Raw genomic sequence first — 18,489 nt, 5'->3', positions numbered from 1 at the left:
CTTTATGTGAGCGCTACCCTCCCTTGACCTCATGGGGGCCGGGATGAGAATGCCCACGAGCAATAAGTTTAAGGGAGAGTGGCATGCGCAGGAAGCTGGCTGCAGGCAACTGGAAGATGAACGGGCTGCGGTCCTCGCTGGATGAGCTCGACGCGCTTGCCAAGGCCCATCCCGATCCGGACTGCGATCTGCTGATCTGCCCGCCTGCCACGCTGATCGCCGCCGCGGTGGACCGCTGCCAGGGCGGCCCCCTGCGCATCGGCGGACAGACCTGCCACATGAACATGGAAGGGCCGCATACCGGCGATATCTCCGCCCAGATGCTGCGCGATGTCGGGGCCACCGCCGTGATCCTTGGCCATTCGGAACGTCGCGCCGATCACGGCGAAAGCTCCGAAGACGTGCGCACCCTGGCCCAGATGGCCCAGGCCGCCGGGCTGCAGACCGTGATCTGCGTCGGCGAAAGCCAGTTCCAGCGCGAGGCGACCAATACACTCGACATCATCGGCGCGCAGCTTTCGCTCTCGATCCCCGACAGCTCGACCGGCGAGAACCTCGTCGTCGCCTATGAGCCGATCTGGGCCATCGGCACCGGCCAGATCCCGACCGCCGACCAGATCGGCGAGGTGCATGATTTCATCCGCGCCCGGCTTGAGCAGCGCTTCGGCTATGGCGTCGGCAAATCCGTGCGCCTGCTCTACGGCGGCTCGGTCAAGGCTGACAACGCGCAGGAGATCTTCGGAATTTCCAACGTTGACGGCGCGCTCGTGGGCGGTGCCAGCCTCACGGCCAAGGATTTCTCCCCGATCATCGAGGCGCTGGAGGCCTCCGCCCTGCCGGCCGACAGCTGATCGCGGGGCACCGGCCCGCTGCGGACCACCCGCGACAAATTGATCGCTTCGCTTTCCCTCCCCAGCGTGTAGAAGCGCGCTCATGCGCCGCCGGTCCTCTCCTGTCCTCCTGCCGATCCTGGGTCTTTTCTTGGCCTGGGCCAGCGTGGTGTCTGCCGGTATGATGGCCCCGGACCGCAGTTCCATGGACCGCGCGGTCTATGAGATGACCCATGGCCCGCTGACCGCCGAGGATCTTTGCGGCACCGAAGGCCACGGCACTCATTCCTGCCCCTTCTGCCATGCCCTACCGGATGCCCCCAGCCTGCGCGCGCCCGACCTTGCCGGCGTTCTGCGCCCCCATGACGGCTGGCGCTGCGGCGCCGACCTCTATCGTGCGGCCCAGGCCCGCAAGTCCGCCCATTCCCCAAGAGCACCCCCGCGTCACGCCTGACGGATTGCCTCCGTCACCGCCCTGACACGGGGTCCGGCACCCGCCCGGACCGCACTCTTGCACATGCCCCGGCCAACGGGGCCAATCGGAATGGTACCATGACCGAACAGACACACCGCGGGGCCTCGGCCGCGCTCTACCGGGCCATCTGGCGCTGGCATTTCATTGCCGGGCTGGTGGTCCTGCCCTTCATGCTGATCCTGGCGATCACCGGCGGCATCTATCTCTTCAAGGATGAGATCAACGATGCCGCCTACAGCAACCTGCGCTTCGTCCAGACCGGCGGCACCGCCCTGCCCGCCAGCCAGATCACCGCCGCCGCGCTTGAAGCCCACCCCGGCACGCTCAAGTCCTATCAGCCCGCCCCCGCGCCCGATCGCAGCGCAGAGGTCGACATACTGGGCGAAGACGGCCTGAAGGACACGCTCTACGTCGATCCCTACACCGGCAAGGTGCTGGGCAGCCTCTGGGACGGCGGTGCGGCCGGCAGCCCGGCGATGTACGTCGTGCGCAAGCTGCACTCGCTGGAATACGTCGGCTGGCTGGGCAATCGCCTGATCGAGATGGCCGCCGGCTGGATGGTCCTGCTGGTGGGCACCGGCCTGTTCCTGTGGATGCCGCGCGGGCGCAAGCTGGGCACCACCCGTATCAAGGCCAAGCGCGGGCGGCCCTGGTGGCGCGACCTGCACGCGGTGACCGGGTTCTACTGCGCGATCTTCATCGTCTTCCTGGCCATGACCGGCCTGCCCTGGTCCTCTGTCTGGGGCGGCAAGTTCTACGAATACGCCTATGCGCTCGGCCTCGGGATGCCGGATGGCTACTGGTCGAACAAGCCCGTCTCGACCCAGCCCGTTTCAGAGGCCGTGGACCGCGCCCCCTGGATCATGGAAAACCAGCCCATGCCGCTCTCCACCGCCGCCGAGGGCGTGCCGCAGGCGCTCGACACGGTCGTGGCCAAGGTCGAGGAGCTGGGGATCGTACCCGGCTACGCGATCTCCATGCCCAGTGGCGCGACCGGGGTCTTCACCGCCTCCGTCTATCCCAACGACATCACCTATGAGCGTGTCATTCACCTGGACCAGTACAGCGGCGACGTCCTCTATGACGCCGGTCTGCAGGATCTGGGCACCCTGGGTCGCTGGGCCGAATGGGGCATCAGCGTGCACATGGGCCAGGAATGGGGCCTGCTGAACCAGATCGTCCTGCTGATGGCCTGCATGGCCATGGCGATGCTCGCGGTCTCCGGCGCGACGATGTGGTGGAAACGCCGCCCCTCCGGCGCGCTTGGCGTGCCCCAGGTCCCGGCGGACTGGCGCATCCCGCGCACGCTGATGATCATGGCCCTGGCGGCGGGGATCTTCTTCCCGCTGGTCGGCCTGTCCATGCTGGTGCTGGTTGCGGTCGAACTGGTGGTCTACCTGCTGGGACGGCGCAAGCGCCTGGCCTGACCCCTGCAAGCGAAAGCGGCGCCCGGTCTCCCGGACGCCGCCCAATGCGCAAGTGGGTGCACCCCACCATGCCTGATCCGATGTGACCGTCTAGTTGGTCACGATCTCGGGTCCCATCACCGAGTTCGGCAGGAAGGTCGAAATCCAGGGCACATAGGTCACCAGGATCAGGAAGACGAAGAGCACCGCCAGGAAGGGCGCCGCCGCCTTCACGACCCGCATCATCGGCATCCCGGCCACGCCGGAGGTGACGAAGAGGTTCAGACCCACCGGGGGCGTGATCATCCCGATCTCCATGTTCACCACCATGATGATGCCCAGGTGGATCGGATCGATCCCCAGCTCGATAGCGATGGGGAAGACCAGCGGTGCAACGATCACCAGCAGGCCCGAGGGCTCCATGAACTGGCCGCCGATCAGCAGGATCACGTTGACCACGATCAGGAAGACCACCGGCCCGAAGCCCGCCGAAAGCATGGCCTCCGCGATATGCTGGGGCACCTGCTCATCCGTCAGCACGTGTTTGAGGATCAGCGCATTGGCGATGACGAACATCAGCGTGATCGTCAGCTTGCCGGCCTCGAACAGCGTCTTCTGGGTGTCCTGGTGGAACCAGGCGGTCACCAGCGCCTGCGGACGCTTCAGCAGGCTCGACTTCGCGCGCCCCTCGGTCTCCTTCAGCGGGCCCATGTCGCGGTAGATGAAGACCGCGGCGATGAACGCGTAGATGGAGGCAACGGCCGCGGCCTCGGTCGGGGTGAAGATCGCGCCGGTCACGCCGGGAATGCCGTAGATGCCCACCATGATGATGACGATCAGCATCAGGCCCCAGAAGGCCTCGCGGAAACTGGCCCAGACCTCGCCGAAGCCCGCGAAGCTGCCCTTGGGCATGTTGCGGATTCGCGCCATGACCCAGATGGCCACCATCAGCATCAGGCCGGCCAGCAGGCCCGGGATCACCCCGGCCAGGAACATCCGCCCCACCGACACGTCCACCGCGGTGGCATAGACCACCATCACGATCGACGGCGGGATCAGGATGCCCAGCGTGCCCGCGTTACAGATGACACCGGCGGCAAAATCCTTGGTGTAGCCCGCCTGGGTCATCGCCCCGATCACGATGGAGCCGATGGCAACGACGGTCGCGGGGCTGGAGCCCGAGAGCGCGGCGAAGATCATGCAGGCAAAGACGCCCGCGATGGCCAGCCCGCCCTGCAAGTGCCCCACGCAGGCGATGGAGAACCGGATGATCCGCTTCGCCACCCCGCCCGTGGACATGAAACTGGATGCCAGGATGAAGAAGGGAATGGCCAGCAGCGTGAAATGCCCCACGAAGGCCTGCATCAGCGTCTGCGCGATGGCGGCCATGGAGGTGTCCCCGTACCACAGCAGGAAACAGATGGAGGACATGCCCAGCGAGACCGCGATCGGAACACCGATCAGCATGAAGCCGATGACCATGCCGAAAAGAATGACGACTTCCATGGTTCAGACCTCTCCCCGCTGTTCGCGGACTTGCTCGATTTCGTCCTCGACCTCGTGGCTGGCCACGATGCGGTCCAGCTTGCCGGTCCAGATCTTCACGGCGACCTGGCAGAAGCGGAACAGCAGCAGCGCCATGGATAGCGGCAGGACGGCATAGGGGATGAAGCGCGGCATCTTCTCGTATTCGTCGCCGTCGTTCATCGCGTCTTCCAGGAAGCGGATCCACTCGGGCATCGGGATGTCGTTGACCTCGTACCAGGCCTTGGGGCGGAAACTCTCCTCGAAGCCGGTGGGGAACCACCGCCCGGTGGTCTGCGGCAGGTTGGCGAAGTTGGCCCAGTAATCCCAGGCGCCCTTCAGCAGCAGGAAGGAAAAGGCGATGCAGACCGCGATGGAGATCAGCGCCAGCACCCGCCGCACCGGCGCAGAGACGATATCGACGATGGCGTCGACGCCCAGGTGCGCGTTCTTCTTCACCGCGTATGAGGCGCCCAGCAGGACCAGCCAGCCGAACAGGAAGACGGTCGATTCCAGCGCCCAGAGAATGTTTGAATTGAAGACGTATCGCGCAACGACGTTGGCGAAGGTGATCACCGTCATGATCCCGAGGATCGCGGCGATCAGCGTCTCCTCGATCCTGTCCATGAGACTGGCGCCCGGTGCCGGATGCATGGCCTCTCCCCCTTTTGGTATGACTTCTGCCTCATGTACGAAGGGCGCGGGCAAAGCCGCGCCCTTCGTTTCACCCGAAAGGGTGGATCAGTAGTTCATGTTGATGGCTTGCGCGGCGTCGATGTTTTCCTGGCCGACGTCATCGGTGAATTGTTCCCAGACGGGTTTCATCACCTCGACCCAGGCTTCACGCTGCTCCGGGGTCAGTTCGCGGATGGTGCCACCGGCGTCAAGGACGCCCTGGCGGGCCGCCATGTCGACTTCCTGGATGGCCGCGTTGCGCTCTGACGTCACCTCGTCGAGGATGGTCAGGAACTGCTCGCGGGTGTCGGGCTCAAGGCTGTCCAGCCAGTCGACAGAGGCGACGACCATGTAATCCAGCAGACCGTGGTTGGTCTCCGTGATGCCGTCCTGCACCTCGTAGTACTTCTGGCCAAGGATGTTGGACCAGGTGTTCTCCTGCCCGTCCACGACGCCCTGTTGCAGCGCGCCGTACACCTCGGAGAAGGCCATCTTCTGCGGGCTTGCGCCAATGGCTTCCATCTGCGCGACCAGCACGTCGCTGGGCTGCACGCGGAACTTCAGCCCTTCGGCGTCTTCCGGCATCAGCAGCGGCTTGTTGGCAGAGAACTGCTTCAGCCCATTGTGCCAGAAGGCCAGGCCGGCCAGCCCGCGCTTCTCCATCGAGGACATCATGTCCTGGCCGGCTTCCGATTGCTGGAAGGCGTCCACGGCTTCCATGTTCTTGAACATGAAGGGCAGGTCGAAGATGCGGAAGACCTTGGTGAAGGTCTCGAACTTGGACAGCGACGGCGCGCCCAGCTGGACGTCGCCCTGCAGCATGGCTTCCAGCAGCTTGTCGTCGTCATAAAGCGTGGAGTTCGGATAGACCTCCATGCAGGCGGTGCCGTCCATCTCTGCGTTGACACGTTCCTGCAGCAGGCTGGCCGCGATCCCCTTGGGGTGCTTGTCGGTATTGGTGACGTGGCTGAACTTGATGACGGTCTCGCCGTCGTCGCAGCCCATCGTGTCCGCGCTTGCGGCACCGGCGGCAAAGGCCATGCCCAGTGCAATGGCAGTGGTGGTCATGAATTTCATCTGGATCTCCTCCCGAGTGTCCTTGTCCACGGCCTTCGTCCCCCGAAGACCTGACTGAGGTAAAATTCAGCCGAAGGGCACTCGCACTCAAGAAAAACTATTCAAGGCGTGGTTGCGCCGGAATTTATATTTGAAAACTTCAATTTAGAGCGCGATCTTCACGTATTAATGAAAGTCCGCGCGGGATTCCGTGCGAAGATCCGCACAGTAAGCGGCGCAATTTGTGCGGATTTCCGCACACTCCCCCAACACGGGAATCATGGCAACCCGGGGCGGCAACGCGGGGCCACCCGGGGCACGCGCCCGCCGGGATCACGCCCAGCGCGCAGGCAAGCGCATCGCGCCCCGCCGGTCACTCGCCCTGCCGGTAATCCCCCGGCTTCAGCCCGTATTTCGCCAGCTTGTCATAGAGCGTCTTGCGCGGCAGCTTCAGCGCCTCGGCCACTTCGGCCGCACGCCCCTCATGCCGGCGCAGGGCATTGGCCAGCAGGCTCTTCTCGATCTGCGCCATCTGGTCTGTCAGCCCCAGGTCGCTCTGCCCCACGGCAGAGGCCTCCTCGCCCTCGCCCCCGCTCAGAACGAAGCGCATGGCGGCACTCATCAGCGCACGGGCATTGCCCGGCCAGTCGCGCGCCATCAGGGCGGCGATGACCTCGGGCGTGACCTCCGGGGCGGGCAGACCGGCCTGCTCGGCGGCCTGCCTGACATATTGGCGGAACATCACCGGGATATCCTCCGGGCGTTCCTTCAGCGCCGGGCTGTGCACCCGCATGGTATCGAGGCGATAGAACAGGTCCGGGCTGAACCGCCCCTCCTCCACCGCCGCTTCCAGGTCCGCGCTCGATCCCGCGATCAGCCGCGCGCCGGGCCCCTGCTCCAGCCGATCGACCAGCGCGAACTGCACCTCTCCGGCAAGCTGGCTGACCTCGTCCAGGTACAGCGTCCCCCCCGCGGCCTCGGCAAAGGCGGCTTCAAGCCCCGCCACGCCCAGCCCGGCAGAGGCCCGCTTGACGAAGGGCCGCTGGGCCGCGCTGGAAGACAGGTGAATGACCTCCGCCACCTTGAAGATCCCCGCACCGGGCGCCCCGGTCACCAGGACCTCCGCCGCCGTGGCCGCCACCTGGCGCACCTGGCGACGCAGCACCTGGCTTTGCTCGGACCGCCCGAAGATCATGCGCGAGGCCGGATCGCCCTGTTCCAGCTGGGCCTTCAGACGCCGGTTCTCCAGCACCAGCCCGCGGGTCTTCAGCGCCCGCTCGATCACCGGCAGCAGCTCCGAGGTGGCACAGGGCTTTTCCAGGAAGCCGAAGGCCCCGCGATCCATCGCAGCCACGGCCATCGGGATATCCCCCTCTCCGGTCAGCAAGATCACCGGCAGTTCCGGATCGGCCTTCAGCGCATGATCCAGCAGGTGGAAGCCATCGCGCCCCGGCATCCGGATATCGGACAGGACCACCCCGTCGAACCCCGGCCCGATGTGATCCTTGGCCTCGATGAAAGAGCCCGCGACCATGGGCGACAGCTCCGCCAGCTCAAGCGTCTGGGCCAGCGCCTCGCGCACTGCCTGGTCGTCATCCACCACTAGGACCGTCTTCGTCATCTCGCCTCCGCGCCTTCACAGCCGAAACCTACCCAGCGCCGCCCCGAATGGCGAGTGGTCCCCGCCCCGGCACCGCCCCTCACGCCGCCCGCTGCCCCACGCCGGGCAACTGCACGGTGAACTCCGCGCCCCCCTCGGGATGGTTGCGCCCCCGGATCGCGCCGCCAAAGCTCTGCACCAACCCGTAAGAGATCGACAGCCCCAGCCCCATCCCTTCCGAGGCCCCGACCTCCTTGGTGGAATAGAAGGGATCGAAGATCTTCTCGGGCGCGGCGATCCCGGGGCCCGTGTCCCGCACCCGGATCTCGGGGCGCGGACCGCCCGTCAGCACGATCTCAAGCACCTTCTCCTGTGATCCCGCCATGGCGTCGATGCCATTGGTGATCAGGTTCACCAGCACCTGGGCCAGGCGGACCTCACCCCCCATGGCAAAGACCGGATCATCCGGGGCCTTGCGCTCCAGCCGCACCCCTTCCTGGGCCAGACGCCCCTCCGTCATTTCCAGCGCGGTGGCGATGACCGCCGTCACGTCGATGCGCCGCACCGGGGCGCTTTCCTGGCGGGCAAAGGCGCGCAGGTTGCGGATGATGCGCCCCATGCGCCCGGCCAGGGCCTCGATCCGCGTCAGGTTCTCCGCCGCCTTCTCCGGCTTGCCCCGCTCAAGGAAAAGTGCGCCATTGTCGGCGAACTGGCGGATCGCCATCAGGGGCTGGTTCAGCTCATGGCTCAGCCCCGCGGACATCTGCCCCAGCGCAGACAGCTTGCCCGCCTGCACCAGCTCATCCTGCGCGCGCTTCAGCCGGGCCTCTGCCTCCTGGCGCTCGGCCACCTCGCGGCGCAGCCGGGCATTGGCGCCGGACAGCTCCGCCGTGCGCTCGGCCACCCGGCTTTCCAGCCCCGCGTTGATCTCTGCCAGCGCCTGGCGCCGTGCCTGGGCCGCGATCAGCGCGCCCCCGAAAACCAGCAGCACCAGCCCCACGACAGTGGCCTGAAGCGAGGCGATCCTGCGCGACGGCGCGGCATCCACAAGCGCCTCTGCCTGCATGCCCACCTTGGGCAGGTCCCGGATCAGGTGCAGGGCGCGGCGCGGCAGGTAGGGCGACCAGTTGATTCGCCACAGCTCCCGCCCGCCGATGAACCGCGCGTTGACCGGGCCGCCCTCTCCGCCCGGAGCATTCACGGACAACCCGTCGGCACTGCGCCGCCAGCCCAGCACCTCGGAGCGGTTGGTGATGAAGACCTCGCCCACGTCATCGGTGAAGAAGACCGCCGGGCGATCCCCGCGCCATTCGTCCTCCAGCAGCTCGATGTTCACGCTGACCACCAGGATCCCCATGACTCCGCCCTCCGGCGCATAGCTGGGCGCGGCAAAGACATAGGCGCGCAGCTCCTCGCCGGGATCGACCCCATGGGCATGGCCCAGCGCGCCCTCCCGGGCCCGGTCGATGGCCTCGCGCATATAGGCGGTATCGGGCACGGCCCCGGGGCGCGCCTCTGCCAGGACATTGCCCGCATCATCGAGGTAGGCCATGTTCAGCACGCCCGTGCGATCCGCCAGCCGCAACATCAGGTCCGCCGCCGCCCCGGGAAAGGCCCCGGCACTGACCGACCGCAACGTCGGATGATCCGAGAATAGAACGGCCAGGTCCTGGTAGCGCTGCAATTGCCCCGTCAACCGGTCAGAGGCCAGGGCCAGGTCCGATTCCCCCCGCTGCGCCAGCGCGTTCAGCGACTGCCGGTAGCCTACCTGGAACACCGCCGCCGAAACGACGGCCACCGCCAGCAGCAATGCCAAAACCATCCCGCCCCGGCGCATCGATGAAAACCCTCCCTTGCAGATGACGACGACCCGGGATCAAGACTGGCCCGGATGAACACTGGCTCTTGCCAAGCGCCGCACCGTGCCTATCAAGACGGAATGGCTATCCTCACGCAATCCCCCACCGACCCCGCCTTCGTCCAGAATCCCTATCCCTTCTATGAAGCGGCCCGCGCACAGGGTCCGCTGCATGACTGGACGGATTACGACATGCCCGCCGCCTTCAGCTTCGCCGCCGTCAACGCGATCCTGCGCGATCGCCGCTTCGGGAGCCAATGCCCGCCAGAGCTGGCCCAACCCATCCCCGACCATGTGCGCGATTTCTACGCCGTCGACGGCCTGTCGATGCTTGCGCTTGACGGCGATCCCCACAAGCGCCTGCGCGGTCTGACCCTGCGCGCCTTCACCTCGCGGCGCATCGCCGGCCTGGAACCGGAAATCAAAGCGCTGGCCCACCGGCTGATCGATGATTTCCCCCAGGATGAACCCTTCGACCTGCTGACAGCCTTTGCCAACCACCTGCCTGCGATCATCATCGCCCGGATGCTTGGCGTGCCGGAAGAGATGGCGCCGCAGCTGCTGGACTGGTCCAACACCATGGTCGCCATGTACCAGGCCCGCCGCGACCGCGCCCTGGAAGAGGCCGCCAATACCGCCGCCCTCGATTTCGCCGCCTACATCCGCGACCACGCGGAAGCACGCCGCACCTCGCCGGGCAATGACCTGATCACGGAGCTCCTCCAGGCCGAGGAATCCGGCGACCGCCTGACCATGGACGAGCTGGTCGCCACCTGTATCCTGCTGCTGAACGCCGGGCACGAGGCAACCGTCAACACCACCGGCAACGGTGTGCTGGCCCTGCTGCGCCACGGCGACGCCGCGCGCTGGCTCACCCCCGAAACCGTCGACGCCACAGTAGAGGAAATCCTGCGCCAGGATCCCCCGCTGCATATCTTCACCCGCTACGCCCTGGAAGAGATCGAGCTTCACGGCCGCACCTTCCGGCGCGGCGACCAGGTGGCCTGCGTGCTGGGCGCGGCCAACCGCGACCCCCAGGCCTTCGAGGACCCGGACCGCTTCAACCCCGCCCGCCCCATCAAGCCCAATACCGCCTTCGGCGCCGGAGCCCACTTCTGCATCGGTGCGCCACTGGCACGGCTGGAGCTCAAGCACTCCCTGCCGATCCTCTTCGAACGCTGGCCGAATCTGTCCCTTGCGGAAGAGCCCCGCTACGCGGATCTCTACCACTTCCACGGGCTCGAGAAACTGATGGTTCGGATCTGACGGCCACCGGAGTTCGGGGGCCAGCCCCCGTCACCTACGGTGACTCCCCCCGAAGTATTTCCAGCCAGATGAAGACAGGATCCCTCCTTCATCTGGCCCAAAATACTTTGGGGGGCGCCGCGTCAGCGGCGGGGGGCTAGCCCCCCTGCTCAAACCTTACCGAAAGCACACCGGGGCGTTCGGAGCGCACCGACGTGATACCGACGCAAGACCGACACGATACAGATGCTGTACCGACGGGGATTTCGCCTCTTTCAGAGGGGCAGCGCGCTGGTCGATTTGATCTCTTCCATGGAGAGCAGCGCGGTCACGTTGTGCACCTTCACCTCAGAGATCAGCGCCTGGTAGAAGGCGTCATAGGCGCGGGCATTTCTGACCCGGACCTTCAGGATATAGTCGATGTCCCCGGCAAGGCGGTGGGCTTCCTGCACCTCGGGGCGGTCCTTCAGGGCTTTCAGGAAGGCGGCCTGCCAGTCAGCCTCATGTTCGGAGGTGCGGATCAGCACGAAGAAGCAGGCATCGAAGCCCAGCGCCTCCGCGTCCAGCTGGGCGACCTGTGCGCCGATGATCCCGGCCTCCTTCATCTTGCGGATCCGGTTCCAGACCGGGGTCTTGGATGAGCCCACCTTGCGGGCGATATCATCAAGCGATTGCGCCGCGTCCTGCTGCAATTGCAAAAGGATTTTCCGGTCTGTTTCGTCAAGACGGACAGTCATTCGCCCTTTCTCCCCTCTGGTGGAACGGATACCGGTTCACTGCACCGGCAGGAAACAGAATTCCTTATTTCCCCGGCCCCATGGCCTAGGTCAGGGACTATTTCCTATATTGAGGGCAAGTCAACGTCCGGGGTGAAACCAGAACCATGCGTCATTTTCCGATCTTCCTCGATATGGACCGCGCCAGCATCCTGCTGTCGGGCGGCGGGGATGCTGCGGTTGCCAAGTTGCGCCTGCTGCTGAAGACCGGCGCGCGGATCACCGTTCACGCTAGGGCCCCCGTCCCCCTGATCCGCTCCTGGGCCGACCAGGGCCGGCTGACGCTGCTCGAGGCCCCCTTGCACGCCGCCGATCTCGCCGGCGCCACGCTGGTCTATGCCGCTGACGAGGATGCCGCGCTGGATGCCACCACCGCCGCGCTGGCCCGCGCCGCGGGCGTGCTCTGCAATGTCGTCGATGACCTGGAAGCCTCCGATTTCATCACGCCGGCCATGGTCGATCGCGCGCCCCTGACCGTCGCCATCGGCACCGAGGGCGCCGCCCCCATGCTGGCCCGTGCCGTCAAGCGGGATCTGGAAGAGCGCCTGCCCGCTTCGACCGCCGACCTGGCACGGGCCGCCCAGGCCTTTCGTCCGCGGGCAGAGGCGCTGGCCCCCGGTCGCACCCGCCGCACCTTCTGGGAGCGGTGGTTCGCCGAGGCGGGCCCCGCCGCGCATGCCGCCGGCCAGGACCTGGACCAGGCGCTGGACACCCTGCTGGCCGAGGCGCTTGAGACCCCCGCCGATGGCGGACGCCTCACGCTGACCTTCACCGGCTCGGAAGACCCCGAGCTGCTGACGCTGAAGGCCCGCAAGGCGCTCGACCGGGCGGATGTCATCGTGCATGACGCTGAAATCGCGCCCGAAATCCTGGAACTCGGCCGCCGGGAGGCGCGTTACCTTTCGCTTTCGCGGCCCACCGTTCCCCCGCTTCACCAGATCCTCTCACTGGAGGCTGACACTGGCGCCCATGTGCTGTACCTGGCCGCCGATACGCTTCCCCGGCACCTGATCGCGGCCCTGCGCCGAACCGGTCTGCCGCTTGACCTCATTCCCGGCATTGCCGCGCCGAAAGCGGCCCAATGGAAGGAAACAGCCTGATGCCCCGCGCTTTCACGCCCAAAGTCGTCACCGCAAACGCGCTCCTTGAGGGCGATGTGGTCTATTTCACGGCTCAGGGGACCTGGACCCGCGCGCTCTCAGAAGCAGAGCTGCTGAGCGAGGAAACCCAGGCCAAGGAGCGCCTGGCCGAGGCCGCGAAGCAGCAGGACCAGATCGTCGGGGCCTACCTCGCGGACATGGCCGATGGCGACGCGGGCCCCGTCCCCACCCATTTCAGAGAGGAGTTCCGCCGTACCGGACCCTCCAACTACTTCCACGGCAAGCAAGCGGAGGCGTAAGCCATGTATAGCTACAACGAATTCGACACGGCCTTCCTTGCAGAGCGCAACGCGCAGTTCCGCTCCCAAGTCGAACGCCGCATCGACGGCTCTCTGACAGAGGACGAGTTCCGCCCCCTGCGGCTGATGAACGGCCTCTACCTGCAGCTGCATGCCTACATGCTGCGCGTCGCCATCCCCTATGGCACGCTGCGCTCCGAGCAGATGCGCATGCTGGCGACGATCGCGCAGAAGTGGGACAAGGGCTACGGCCATTTCACCACGCGCCAGAACATCCAGTATAACTGGCCCAAGCTGCCGGATGTACCCGATATCCTGGATGCGCTCGGCACGGTTCAGATGCACGCGCTGCAGACCTCGGGCAACACGATCCGCAACGTGACCGCGGACCATTTCGCAGGCGCCGCCGCGGATGAGGTCGCGGACCCCCGTCCCGTGGCGGAGCTGCTGCGCCAGTGGTCCACCGACCACCCGGAATTCCAGTTCATGCCGCGCAAGTTCAAGATCGCCGTCACCGGGGCCGAGGCCGACCGGGCGGTGATCCGTGCCCATGACATCGGCATCCAGATCGTCGAGCGCGACGGGCAGATCGGCTACAAGGTCCTGGTCGGCGGCGGCCTGGGCCGCACCCCGATGATCGGCAAGGTCATCAACGACTTCGTGCCCGAGCCGGACCTGCTGCCCTATTGCGAAGCCATCGTTTCCACCTGGAACATGCTGGGTCGGCGCGACAACAAGTACAAGGCGCGGATCAAGATCACCGTGCATGAAAACGGCCTCGAGAGCTTCCGTGAGCTGACAGAGCGCCGCTTTGCCGAGGTGAAGCCTCAGTTCGGCGGCGTCGATCAGAAGATGCTGGAAGAGATCCGGGGGATGTTCGCGCCCCCCGCCTTCCGCAATGCGCCCGTCGATGCCTTCGAAGCCGCCCGCGACGCCGATCCGGTCTTCCGGGCCTGGGCCGATACGAACCTCAGCGCGCACAAGCACGACGGCTATGCCATCGTCTCCATCTCACTGAAGAAGCACGGCGAAACCCCGGGCGATGCGACGGACGAGCAGATGCGCGCCATGGCCGACCTGGCAGAGCAATATGGCCACGATGAGCTGCGCATCTCCCATGAGCAGAACGTCATCCTGCCCCATGTGCACAAGTCGGACCTGCCGGCGGTGCACGCCAAGCTGCGCGAACACGGTCTGGCCACGGCCAACATCGGGCTGGTGTCGGATATCATCGCCTGCCCCGGCATGGATTATTGCGCGCTGGCAACGGCCCGTTCGATCCCGGTCGCCCAGGAGATCGCCAGCCGCTTCGAGGATCTCAAGCTGGAGCATGAGATCGGGCCGCTGAAGATCAAGATCTCCGGCTGCATCAACGCCTGCGGCCACCACCACGTGGGTCACATCGGGATCCTGGGCCTGGATCGCGCAGGGGTGGAGAACTACCAGATCACCCTGGGCGGCGACGGCACCGAAGACGCCCGCGTGGGCGACCGCACCGGCCCCGGGTTCGCCTTTGATGAGATCACCGGCGCGATCGAGACCATCGTGAAGACCTACCTGGCCGAACGCGACGGCCCGCAGGAAACCTTCCTGGACGCCTACAAACGCCTGGGCGTGGGGCCCTTCAAGGCCGCGCTCTACCCAGAGAAAGCCGAAAGCAAAGCCAATGCCGCCTGAAGCAGCCATGGATTTCAGCACCGCGCCCGCTCCCGAGATCGCGGAGAAGGTGCGCATGCTGAACAACCGGTACCGGCATCACGGCGCCACCTCGGTGCTTGAGCTTGCCCTGAAGGACCACGATGTGGGCGACCTTGCCATGGTCAGCTCCTTCGGGGCGGAATCGGTCGCGCTGCTCCACCTTGTCTCGGTCATCGACAATACCGTGCCGGTGCTTTTCATCGACACGCAGATGCTCTTTGCCGAAACGCTGGAGTACCAGCAGGAGGTCGCGCAGCGGCTGAACCTCAAGGACGTGCGGGTCATCCATGCCGCGGAAACGGACGTGGCGCGGGAAGATCCCGACGGCACCCTGCACCAGTTCGACACCGATGCCTGCTGCGACCTGCGCAAGACGCGGCCCCTGCAAAGGGCGCTGCGCGACTTCGATGGCTGGATCACGGGGCGCAAGCGCTTCCAGTCCTCCACCCGCGCCGCGCTTGAATTCTTCGAGGCCGACGGACCGGACCGCATCAAGGTCAATCCGCTGGCCCATTGGCACCCCGAAGACGTGCGCAACTACATGGAAGAGAACCGCCTGCCCAAGCACCCGATGGTCGCCAAGGGCTATCCTTCCATCGGCTGCGCGCCCTGCACATCCCCCGTCGCGCCCGGCGAGGATCCCCGCGCGGGACGCTGGCGCGGACAGAACAAGGTCGAATGCGGCATCCACGTGGTGGATGGCAAGATCGTGAGAGGACCGCAAGCATGAGTGTTATCGTTACAGACCAGGGCTTTGCCGAAACCGATTGGGCCGCCGACCTGCCCGAGGCAGAGATGCTGGCCCTGCCCTCTGACACAGATCCCCACGGCCTGGACGTGGCCAGCCTGCCCGCGCTGGTAAGGGTCGAATTCCCCAGCTTTGCCGATGGGCGCGGCTTCACCATCGCCCGCGTGCTGCGCGACCATGGCTATGCCGGGAAGCTGCGCGCCTCGGGCCACGTGATCGCGGATCAATATGCCATGGCGCGGCGCTGTGGCTTCGACGAAGTGGAGATCAGCGAAGAGCTCGCCGCCCGCCAACCGGAAGAACAGTGGAAATTTCGGGCAGATTGGCAGGCACACAGCTATCAAAACCGTCTGAAGCGTGCGTGAAACTTTCCAAATGGTCAAAAACCAGCTAGGGATGGGATTGTAAGAAATCCTTTGTGTACAAATGACAGATACAGCCGTGAACCAAGAAGCTCCCGCGCCCAAGGCGCCTACACTGCCGGACGCCCAGACTGTTACGTTCGTAAAGCACTGGACGGACAAGCTGTTTTCCTTCCGCGTGACGCGGCCTGCCTCCCTGCGCTTCCGCTCGGGTGAATTTGTCATGATCGGCCTGATGGGCGACGTGAATGAAAAGACCGGCAAGGCAAAGCCGATCCTGCGCGCCTATTCCATCGCCTCCCCCTCCTGGGACGAGGAGCTGGAGTTCTACTCGATCAAGGTGCAGGACGGTCCGCTGACCTCCAAGCTGCAGAACATCAAGGTCGGGGATGAGATCATCCTGCGTCCCAAGCCCGTGGGCACGCTGGTCCATGACGCGCTGCTGCCCGGTAAGCGCCTGTGGTTCTTCGCCACCGGCACGGGCTTTGCGCCCTTCGCCAGCCTGCTGCGCGAACCCCAGACCTATGAAGATTACGACGAGGTCGTGATCACCCACACCTGCCGCACCGTGGGCGAGCTGACCTATGGCGCGGAGCTGATCGAAAGCATCCGCAAGGATGAGATGCTGGCAGAACTGATGGGCCCGGACTTCCACAAGAAGATCCGCTACTACCCCACGACGACCCGCGAAGAGAGCCCCAAGATGGGCCGGATCACGGACCTCATGCGCTCGGGAAAAGTGTTCAAGGACCTCGGGATCGAGCCGATCAACCCGGACACCGATCGCGCCATGGTCTGCGGCAACCTGGCCTTCAACATCGACATCAAGGAGCTTCTCGAAGGCTACGGCCTGGAAGAAGGCGCCAATTCCGCTCCCAAGCAATACGTGGTGGAAAAGGCCTTCGTGGACTGATCCGCGCGCAGATAAAGCGAAGGGGTGGCACGGAACCCGTGCCGCCCCTTTTTCGTTTTACCCTTGCCAAGGGGCCTATCAGGTGTTTTGGCGCTTGAAAAGCAAAGGTGCCGGGTCTATTTTCCCGGCTCAAATTCGATAACGATTAAAGGAAGAAAACCATAGCCCGCAGACCCCACAACGCGCCGCCGACCCGTGACACCGGCCCTCGCGTAAACGACCGAATCCGCTGCCCCGAAGTCCGCCTGATCGGCGCGGAAGGTGAAAATGTCGGCGTCGTGACGCCCGCACGTGCAATGGCCCTTGCTGAAGAGGCCGGGCTGGACCTGGTCGAGATTTCGCCAAATGCCGCCCCGCCGGTCTGCAAGATCATGGATTTCGGCAAGTTCAAGTACGAACAGCAGAAGCGTGAATCCGAAGCGCGCAAGAAGCAGAAGATCATCGAGGTCAAGGAAGTCAAATTCCGTCCCAACACCGATGTGCACGACTACGAAGTCAAGATGCGCAACGTGGTGAAGTTCCTCGAAGCGGGCGACAAGGTCAAAGTCACCCTGCGCTTCCGTGGCCGGGAAATGGCGCACCAGAACCTTGGTCGTGAGCTGCTCGAACGCGTGGCCGAAGACGTCAAGGAAATCGGCAAGGTCGAGAATATGCCGAAGATGGAAGGCCGCCAGATGGTCATGATGATCGGCCCGCTGCCGCGCTGATCTCCCATCCCGACGCCAGTTTGAACGCCCTCCCCTTGCGGAGGGCGTTTTCTTTTGCGCCCCCTCGACGCGCGCAGGCCCGTCCCTTTACCCAAAGGCAGTCCCCCGCCAGACTGCCCTCGCCGCAGTCGACGAAAGCCCCGCGCCCATGACCTTCCTCAACGGCCTCCACCACGCCGCGATCATCGCCTCGGATTACCCGCGGTCCCGGGATTTCTACACCCGCGTCCTGGGCCTCGACATCCTGATGGAAAACTTCCGGGAAGAACGCCGCTCCTGGAAGCTGGACCTCGCCCTGCCCGATGGCAGCCGGATAGAGCTCTTCTCCTTCCCCGACACCCCGCCGCGCCCCTCGCGGCCAGAGGCCCACGGCCTGCGCCACCTGGCTTTCGCCGTGCGTGATCTCGACAAGGCCGTGGCCCGCCTCACCGCCCAGGATGTCGCGGTCGAACCGATCCGCCGGGATCCCTACACCGGCGCCCGCTTCACCTTCTTCCCGGATCCCGACGACCTGCCCCTGGAACTCTACGAAACCGCCTGAGCCCCCGCCGCCCCACTGCCCAGGAACACCCCGTCAGGCAGGCCGCAAGGCACGCGCGCCACGGCAATGGCACCGCACCCCAACCTTCTTCTTGCCAAAAAACTCCCGCCGGAGGCCCGATCAGCCACCGGGCTCCCCGCAAGCCAATTCAAGAGCTGACCGGCTTCAAAGCTGACCGGAAGCCGCCAGCGCCGCCTTGACGATATTGTGGTAGCCCGTGCAGCGGCAGATATTGCCCTGCAAGTGGTCCCGGATCTCCGTCTCCGACGGCTTCGGGTTCTCCTTCAGCAGGGCATCCAGCGACATGACCATACCGGGCGTGCAGAACCCGCATTGCAGGCCATGGTGATCCTGGAACGCCTGCTGCAGCACGGACAGGGAGCCATCCTCGGCTGCCATGCCCTCGATCGTGGTGACATCGGCGCCCTCGGCCTCCAGCGCGAACATGGTGCAGCTCTTCACTTGCACCCCGTTCACATGCACCGTGCAGGCGCCGCATTGGCTGGTATCGCAGCCCACGTGGGTGCCGGTCAGCCCCAGCGTCTCGCGCAGGAAATCCACCAGCAGCGTGCGCCCCTCCACCTCTCCCGAAGCGGCTTTTCCGTTCACCGTCAGCTTGATGCTCGGCATGGCGTTCCCCTGTGTTGCGGCCCGTTTTGAAACCCGTATCGGGTGC

The 18,489-nt window shown here is 65.4% G+C and carries 19 protein-coding genes; 12 read left to right on the top strand and 7 right to left on the bottom strand.

Annotation, left to right across the window (positions count from 1 at the left end; genetic code table 11):
• The first annotated feature begins 83 nt into the window (after nucleotides 1–83).
• The 3 genes from tpiA to HCZ97_RS07470 all read left to right on the top strand — a co-directional run bounded on the left by tpiA (nucleotide 84) and on the right by HCZ97_RS07470 (nucleotide 2,732).
• Nucleotides 84–851, top strand: coding sequence for a triose-phosphate isomerase (gene tpiA / locus HCZ97_RS07480; protein WP_167688065.1), 768 nt, complete (start codon nucleotides 84–86; stop codon nucleotides 849–851).
• An 82-nt stretch (nucleotides 852–933) separates the two neighbouring features.
• Nucleotides 934–1,284 carry a hypothetical protein gene (locus tag HCZ97_RS07475; protein WP_167688064.1) on the top strand — a complete coding sequence of 117 codons (351 nt, stop codon included), beginning with the start codon at nucleotides 934–936 and terminating at the stop codon, nucleotides 1,282–1,284.
• Nucleotides 1,285–1,382: 98 nt separating this feature from the next.
• A complete protein-coding gene (locus HCZ97_RS07470; protein ID WP_167688063.1) occupies nucleotides 1,383–2,732 on the top strand; it encodes a PepSY domain-containing protein in 1,350 nt (449 codons plus the stop codon).
• Between the two features lie 90 nt (nucleotides 2,733–2,822).
• Here HCZ97_RS07470 and HCZ97_RS07465 read toward each other — a convergent pair whose 3' ends face one another.
• The 5 genes from HCZ97_RS07465 to HCZ97_RS07445 form a co-directional block, all read right to left on the bottom strand.
• Nucleotides 2,823–4,217: a TRAP transporter large permease gene (locus HCZ97_RS07465; RefSeq protein ID WP_167688062.1), complete on the bottom strand. Its 1,395-nt coding sequence runs from the start codon at nucleotides 4,215–4,217 to the stop codon at nucleotides 2,823–2,825.
• Between the two features lie 3 nt (nucleotides 4,218–4,220).
• Nucleotides 4,221–4,889 (bottom strand): TRAP transporter small permease, encoded by a 669-nt coding sequence (locus HCZ97_RS07460; RefSeq protein ID WP_167688061.1) that lies wholly within the window; start codon nucleotides 4,887–4,889, stop codon nucleotides 4,221–4,223.
• Between the two features lie 87 nt (nucleotides 4,890–4,976).
• Complete coding sequence (locus HCZ97_RS07455; RefSeq protein ID WP_167688060.1) at nucleotides 4,977–5,987, bottom strand: DctP family TRAP transporter solute-binding subunit; 1,011 nt, start codon at nucleotides 5,985–5,987, stop codon at nucleotides 4,977–4,979.
• A gap of 352 nt (nucleotides 5,988–6,339) precedes the next feature.
• Entirely contained in the window at nucleotides 6,340–7,587 is a 1,248-nt protein-coding gene (locus HCZ97_RS07450) for a sigma-54 dependent transcriptional regulator (protein ID WP_167688059.1), read from the bottom strand.
• A gap of 79 nt (nucleotides 7,588–7,666) precedes the next feature.
• Nucleotides 7,667–9,388 carry an ATP-binding protein gene (locus HCZ97_RS07445; RefSeq protein WP_254871407.1) on the bottom strand — a complete coding sequence of 574 codons (1,722 nt, stop codon included), beginning with the start codon at nucleotides 9,386–9,388 and terminating at the stop codon, nucleotides 7,667–7,669.
• A gap of 117 nt (nucleotides 9,389–9,505) precedes the next feature.
• On the opposite strand from HCZ97_RS07445, the gene HCZ97_RS07440 reads away from it, so the two are divergent.
• Nucleotides 9,506–10,690 (top strand): cytochrome P450, encoded by a 1,185-nt coding sequence (locus HCZ97_RS07440; RefSeq protein WP_167688057.1) that lies wholly within the window; start codon nucleotides 9,506–9,508, stop codon nucleotides 10,688–10,690.
• A gap of 254 nt (nucleotides 10,691–10,944) precedes the next feature.
• Here the strand turns inward: HCZ97_RS07440 and HCZ97_RS07435 are convergent, their stop codons facing one another.
• A complete protein-coding gene (locus tag HCZ97_RS07435) occupies nucleotides 10,945–11,406 on the bottom strand; it encodes an Lrp/AsnC family transcriptional regulator (RefSeq protein WP_167688056.1) in 462 nt (153 codons plus the stop codon).
• A gap of 146 nt (nucleotides 11,407–11,552) precedes the next feature.
• Between HCZ97_RS07435 and HCZ97_RS07430 the strand changes: the two genes are divergently transcribed.
• The 8 genes from HCZ97_RS07430 (at nucleotide 11,553) to HCZ97_RS07395 (ending at nucleotide 17,813) form a co-directional block, all read left to right on the top strand.
• The gene (locus tag HCZ97_RS07430) at nucleotides 11,553–12,545 is read left to right on the top strand and encodes an NAD(P)-dependent oxidoreductase (protein WP_167688055.1); all 993 of its coding nucleotides are present in this window, start codon (nucleotides 11,553–11,555) and stop codon (nucleotides 12,543–12,545) included.
• A complete protein-coding gene (locus tag HCZ97_RS07425) occupies nucleotides 12,545–12,844 on the top strand; it encodes a DUF2849 domain-containing protein (RefSeq protein WP_167688054.1) in 300 nt (99 codons plus the stop codon). Before HCZ97_RS07430 ends, HCZ97_RS07425 begins: the two co-directional genes overlap by 1 nt.
• A 3-nt stretch (nucleotides 12,845–12,847) precedes the next feature.
• Nucleotides 12,848–14,521: a nitrite/sulfite reductase gene (locus tag HCZ97_RS07420; RefSeq protein WP_167688053.1), complete on the top strand. Its 1,674-nt coding sequence runs from the start codon at nucleotides 12,848–12,850 to the stop codon at nucleotides 14,519–14,521.
• Between the two features lie 7 nt (nucleotides 14,522–14,528).
• A complete protein-coding gene (locus tag HCZ97_RS07415; RefSeq protein ID WP_254871406.1) occupies nucleotides 14,529–15,272 on the top strand; it encodes a phosphoadenylyl-sulfate reductase in 744 nt (247 codons plus the stop codon).
• On the top strand, nucleotides 15,269–15,655 hold the full coding sequence (locus tag HCZ97_RS07410) for a DUF934 domain-containing protein (RefSeq protein ID WP_167688051.1): 387 nt from the start codon (nucleotides 15,269–15,271) through the stop codon (nucleotides 15,653–15,655). Before HCZ97_RS07415 ends, HCZ97_RS07410 begins: the two co-directional genes overlap by 4 nt.
• A gap of 61 nt (nucleotides 15,656–15,716) precedes the next feature.
• The gene (locus tag HCZ97_RS07405; protein WP_167688050.1) at nucleotides 15,717–16,565 is read left to right on the top strand and encodes a ferredoxin--NADP reductase; all 849 of its coding nucleotides are present in this window, start codon (nucleotides 15,717–15,719) and stop codon (nucleotides 16,563–16,565) included.
• 161 nt (nucleotides 16,566–16,726) lie between these two features.
• Nucleotides 16,727–17,272 carry a translation initiation factor IF-3 gene (gene infC / locus HCZ97_RS07400; RefSeq protein ID WP_167688097.1) on the top strand — a complete coding sequence of 182 codons (546 nt, stop codon included), beginning with the start codon at nucleotides 16,727–16,729 and terminating at the stop codon, nucleotides 17,270–17,272.
• 148 nt (nucleotides 17,273–17,420) lie between these two features.
• Complete coding sequence (locus HCZ97_RS07395; RefSeq protein WP_167688049.1) at nucleotides 17,421–17,813, top strand: VOC family protein; 393 nt, start codon at nucleotides 17,421–17,423, stop codon at nucleotides 17,811–17,813.
• Nucleotides 17,814–17,978: 165 nt separating this feature from the next.
• On the opposite strand, the gene HCZ97_RS07390 is transcribed toward HCZ97_RS07395, so the two are convergent.
• Nucleotides 17,979–18,443 (bottom strand): (2Fe-2S)-binding protein, encoded by a 465-nt coding sequence (locus tag HCZ97_RS07390; protein ID WP_167688048.1) that lies wholly within the window; start codon nucleotides 18,441–18,443, stop codon nucleotides 17,979–17,981.
• Nucleotides 18,444–18,489 lie beyond the last annotated feature (46 nt).

Source organism: Pseudooceanicola sp. HF7 (assembly GCF_011806405.1).
Lineage (GTDB): Bacteria > Pseudomonadota > Alphaproteobacteria > Rhodobacterales > Rhodobacteraceae > Pseudooceanicola.
Note: the sequence above shows the minus strand (reverse complement) of the source record. Positions and strands in the feature narration are given on the sequence as shown.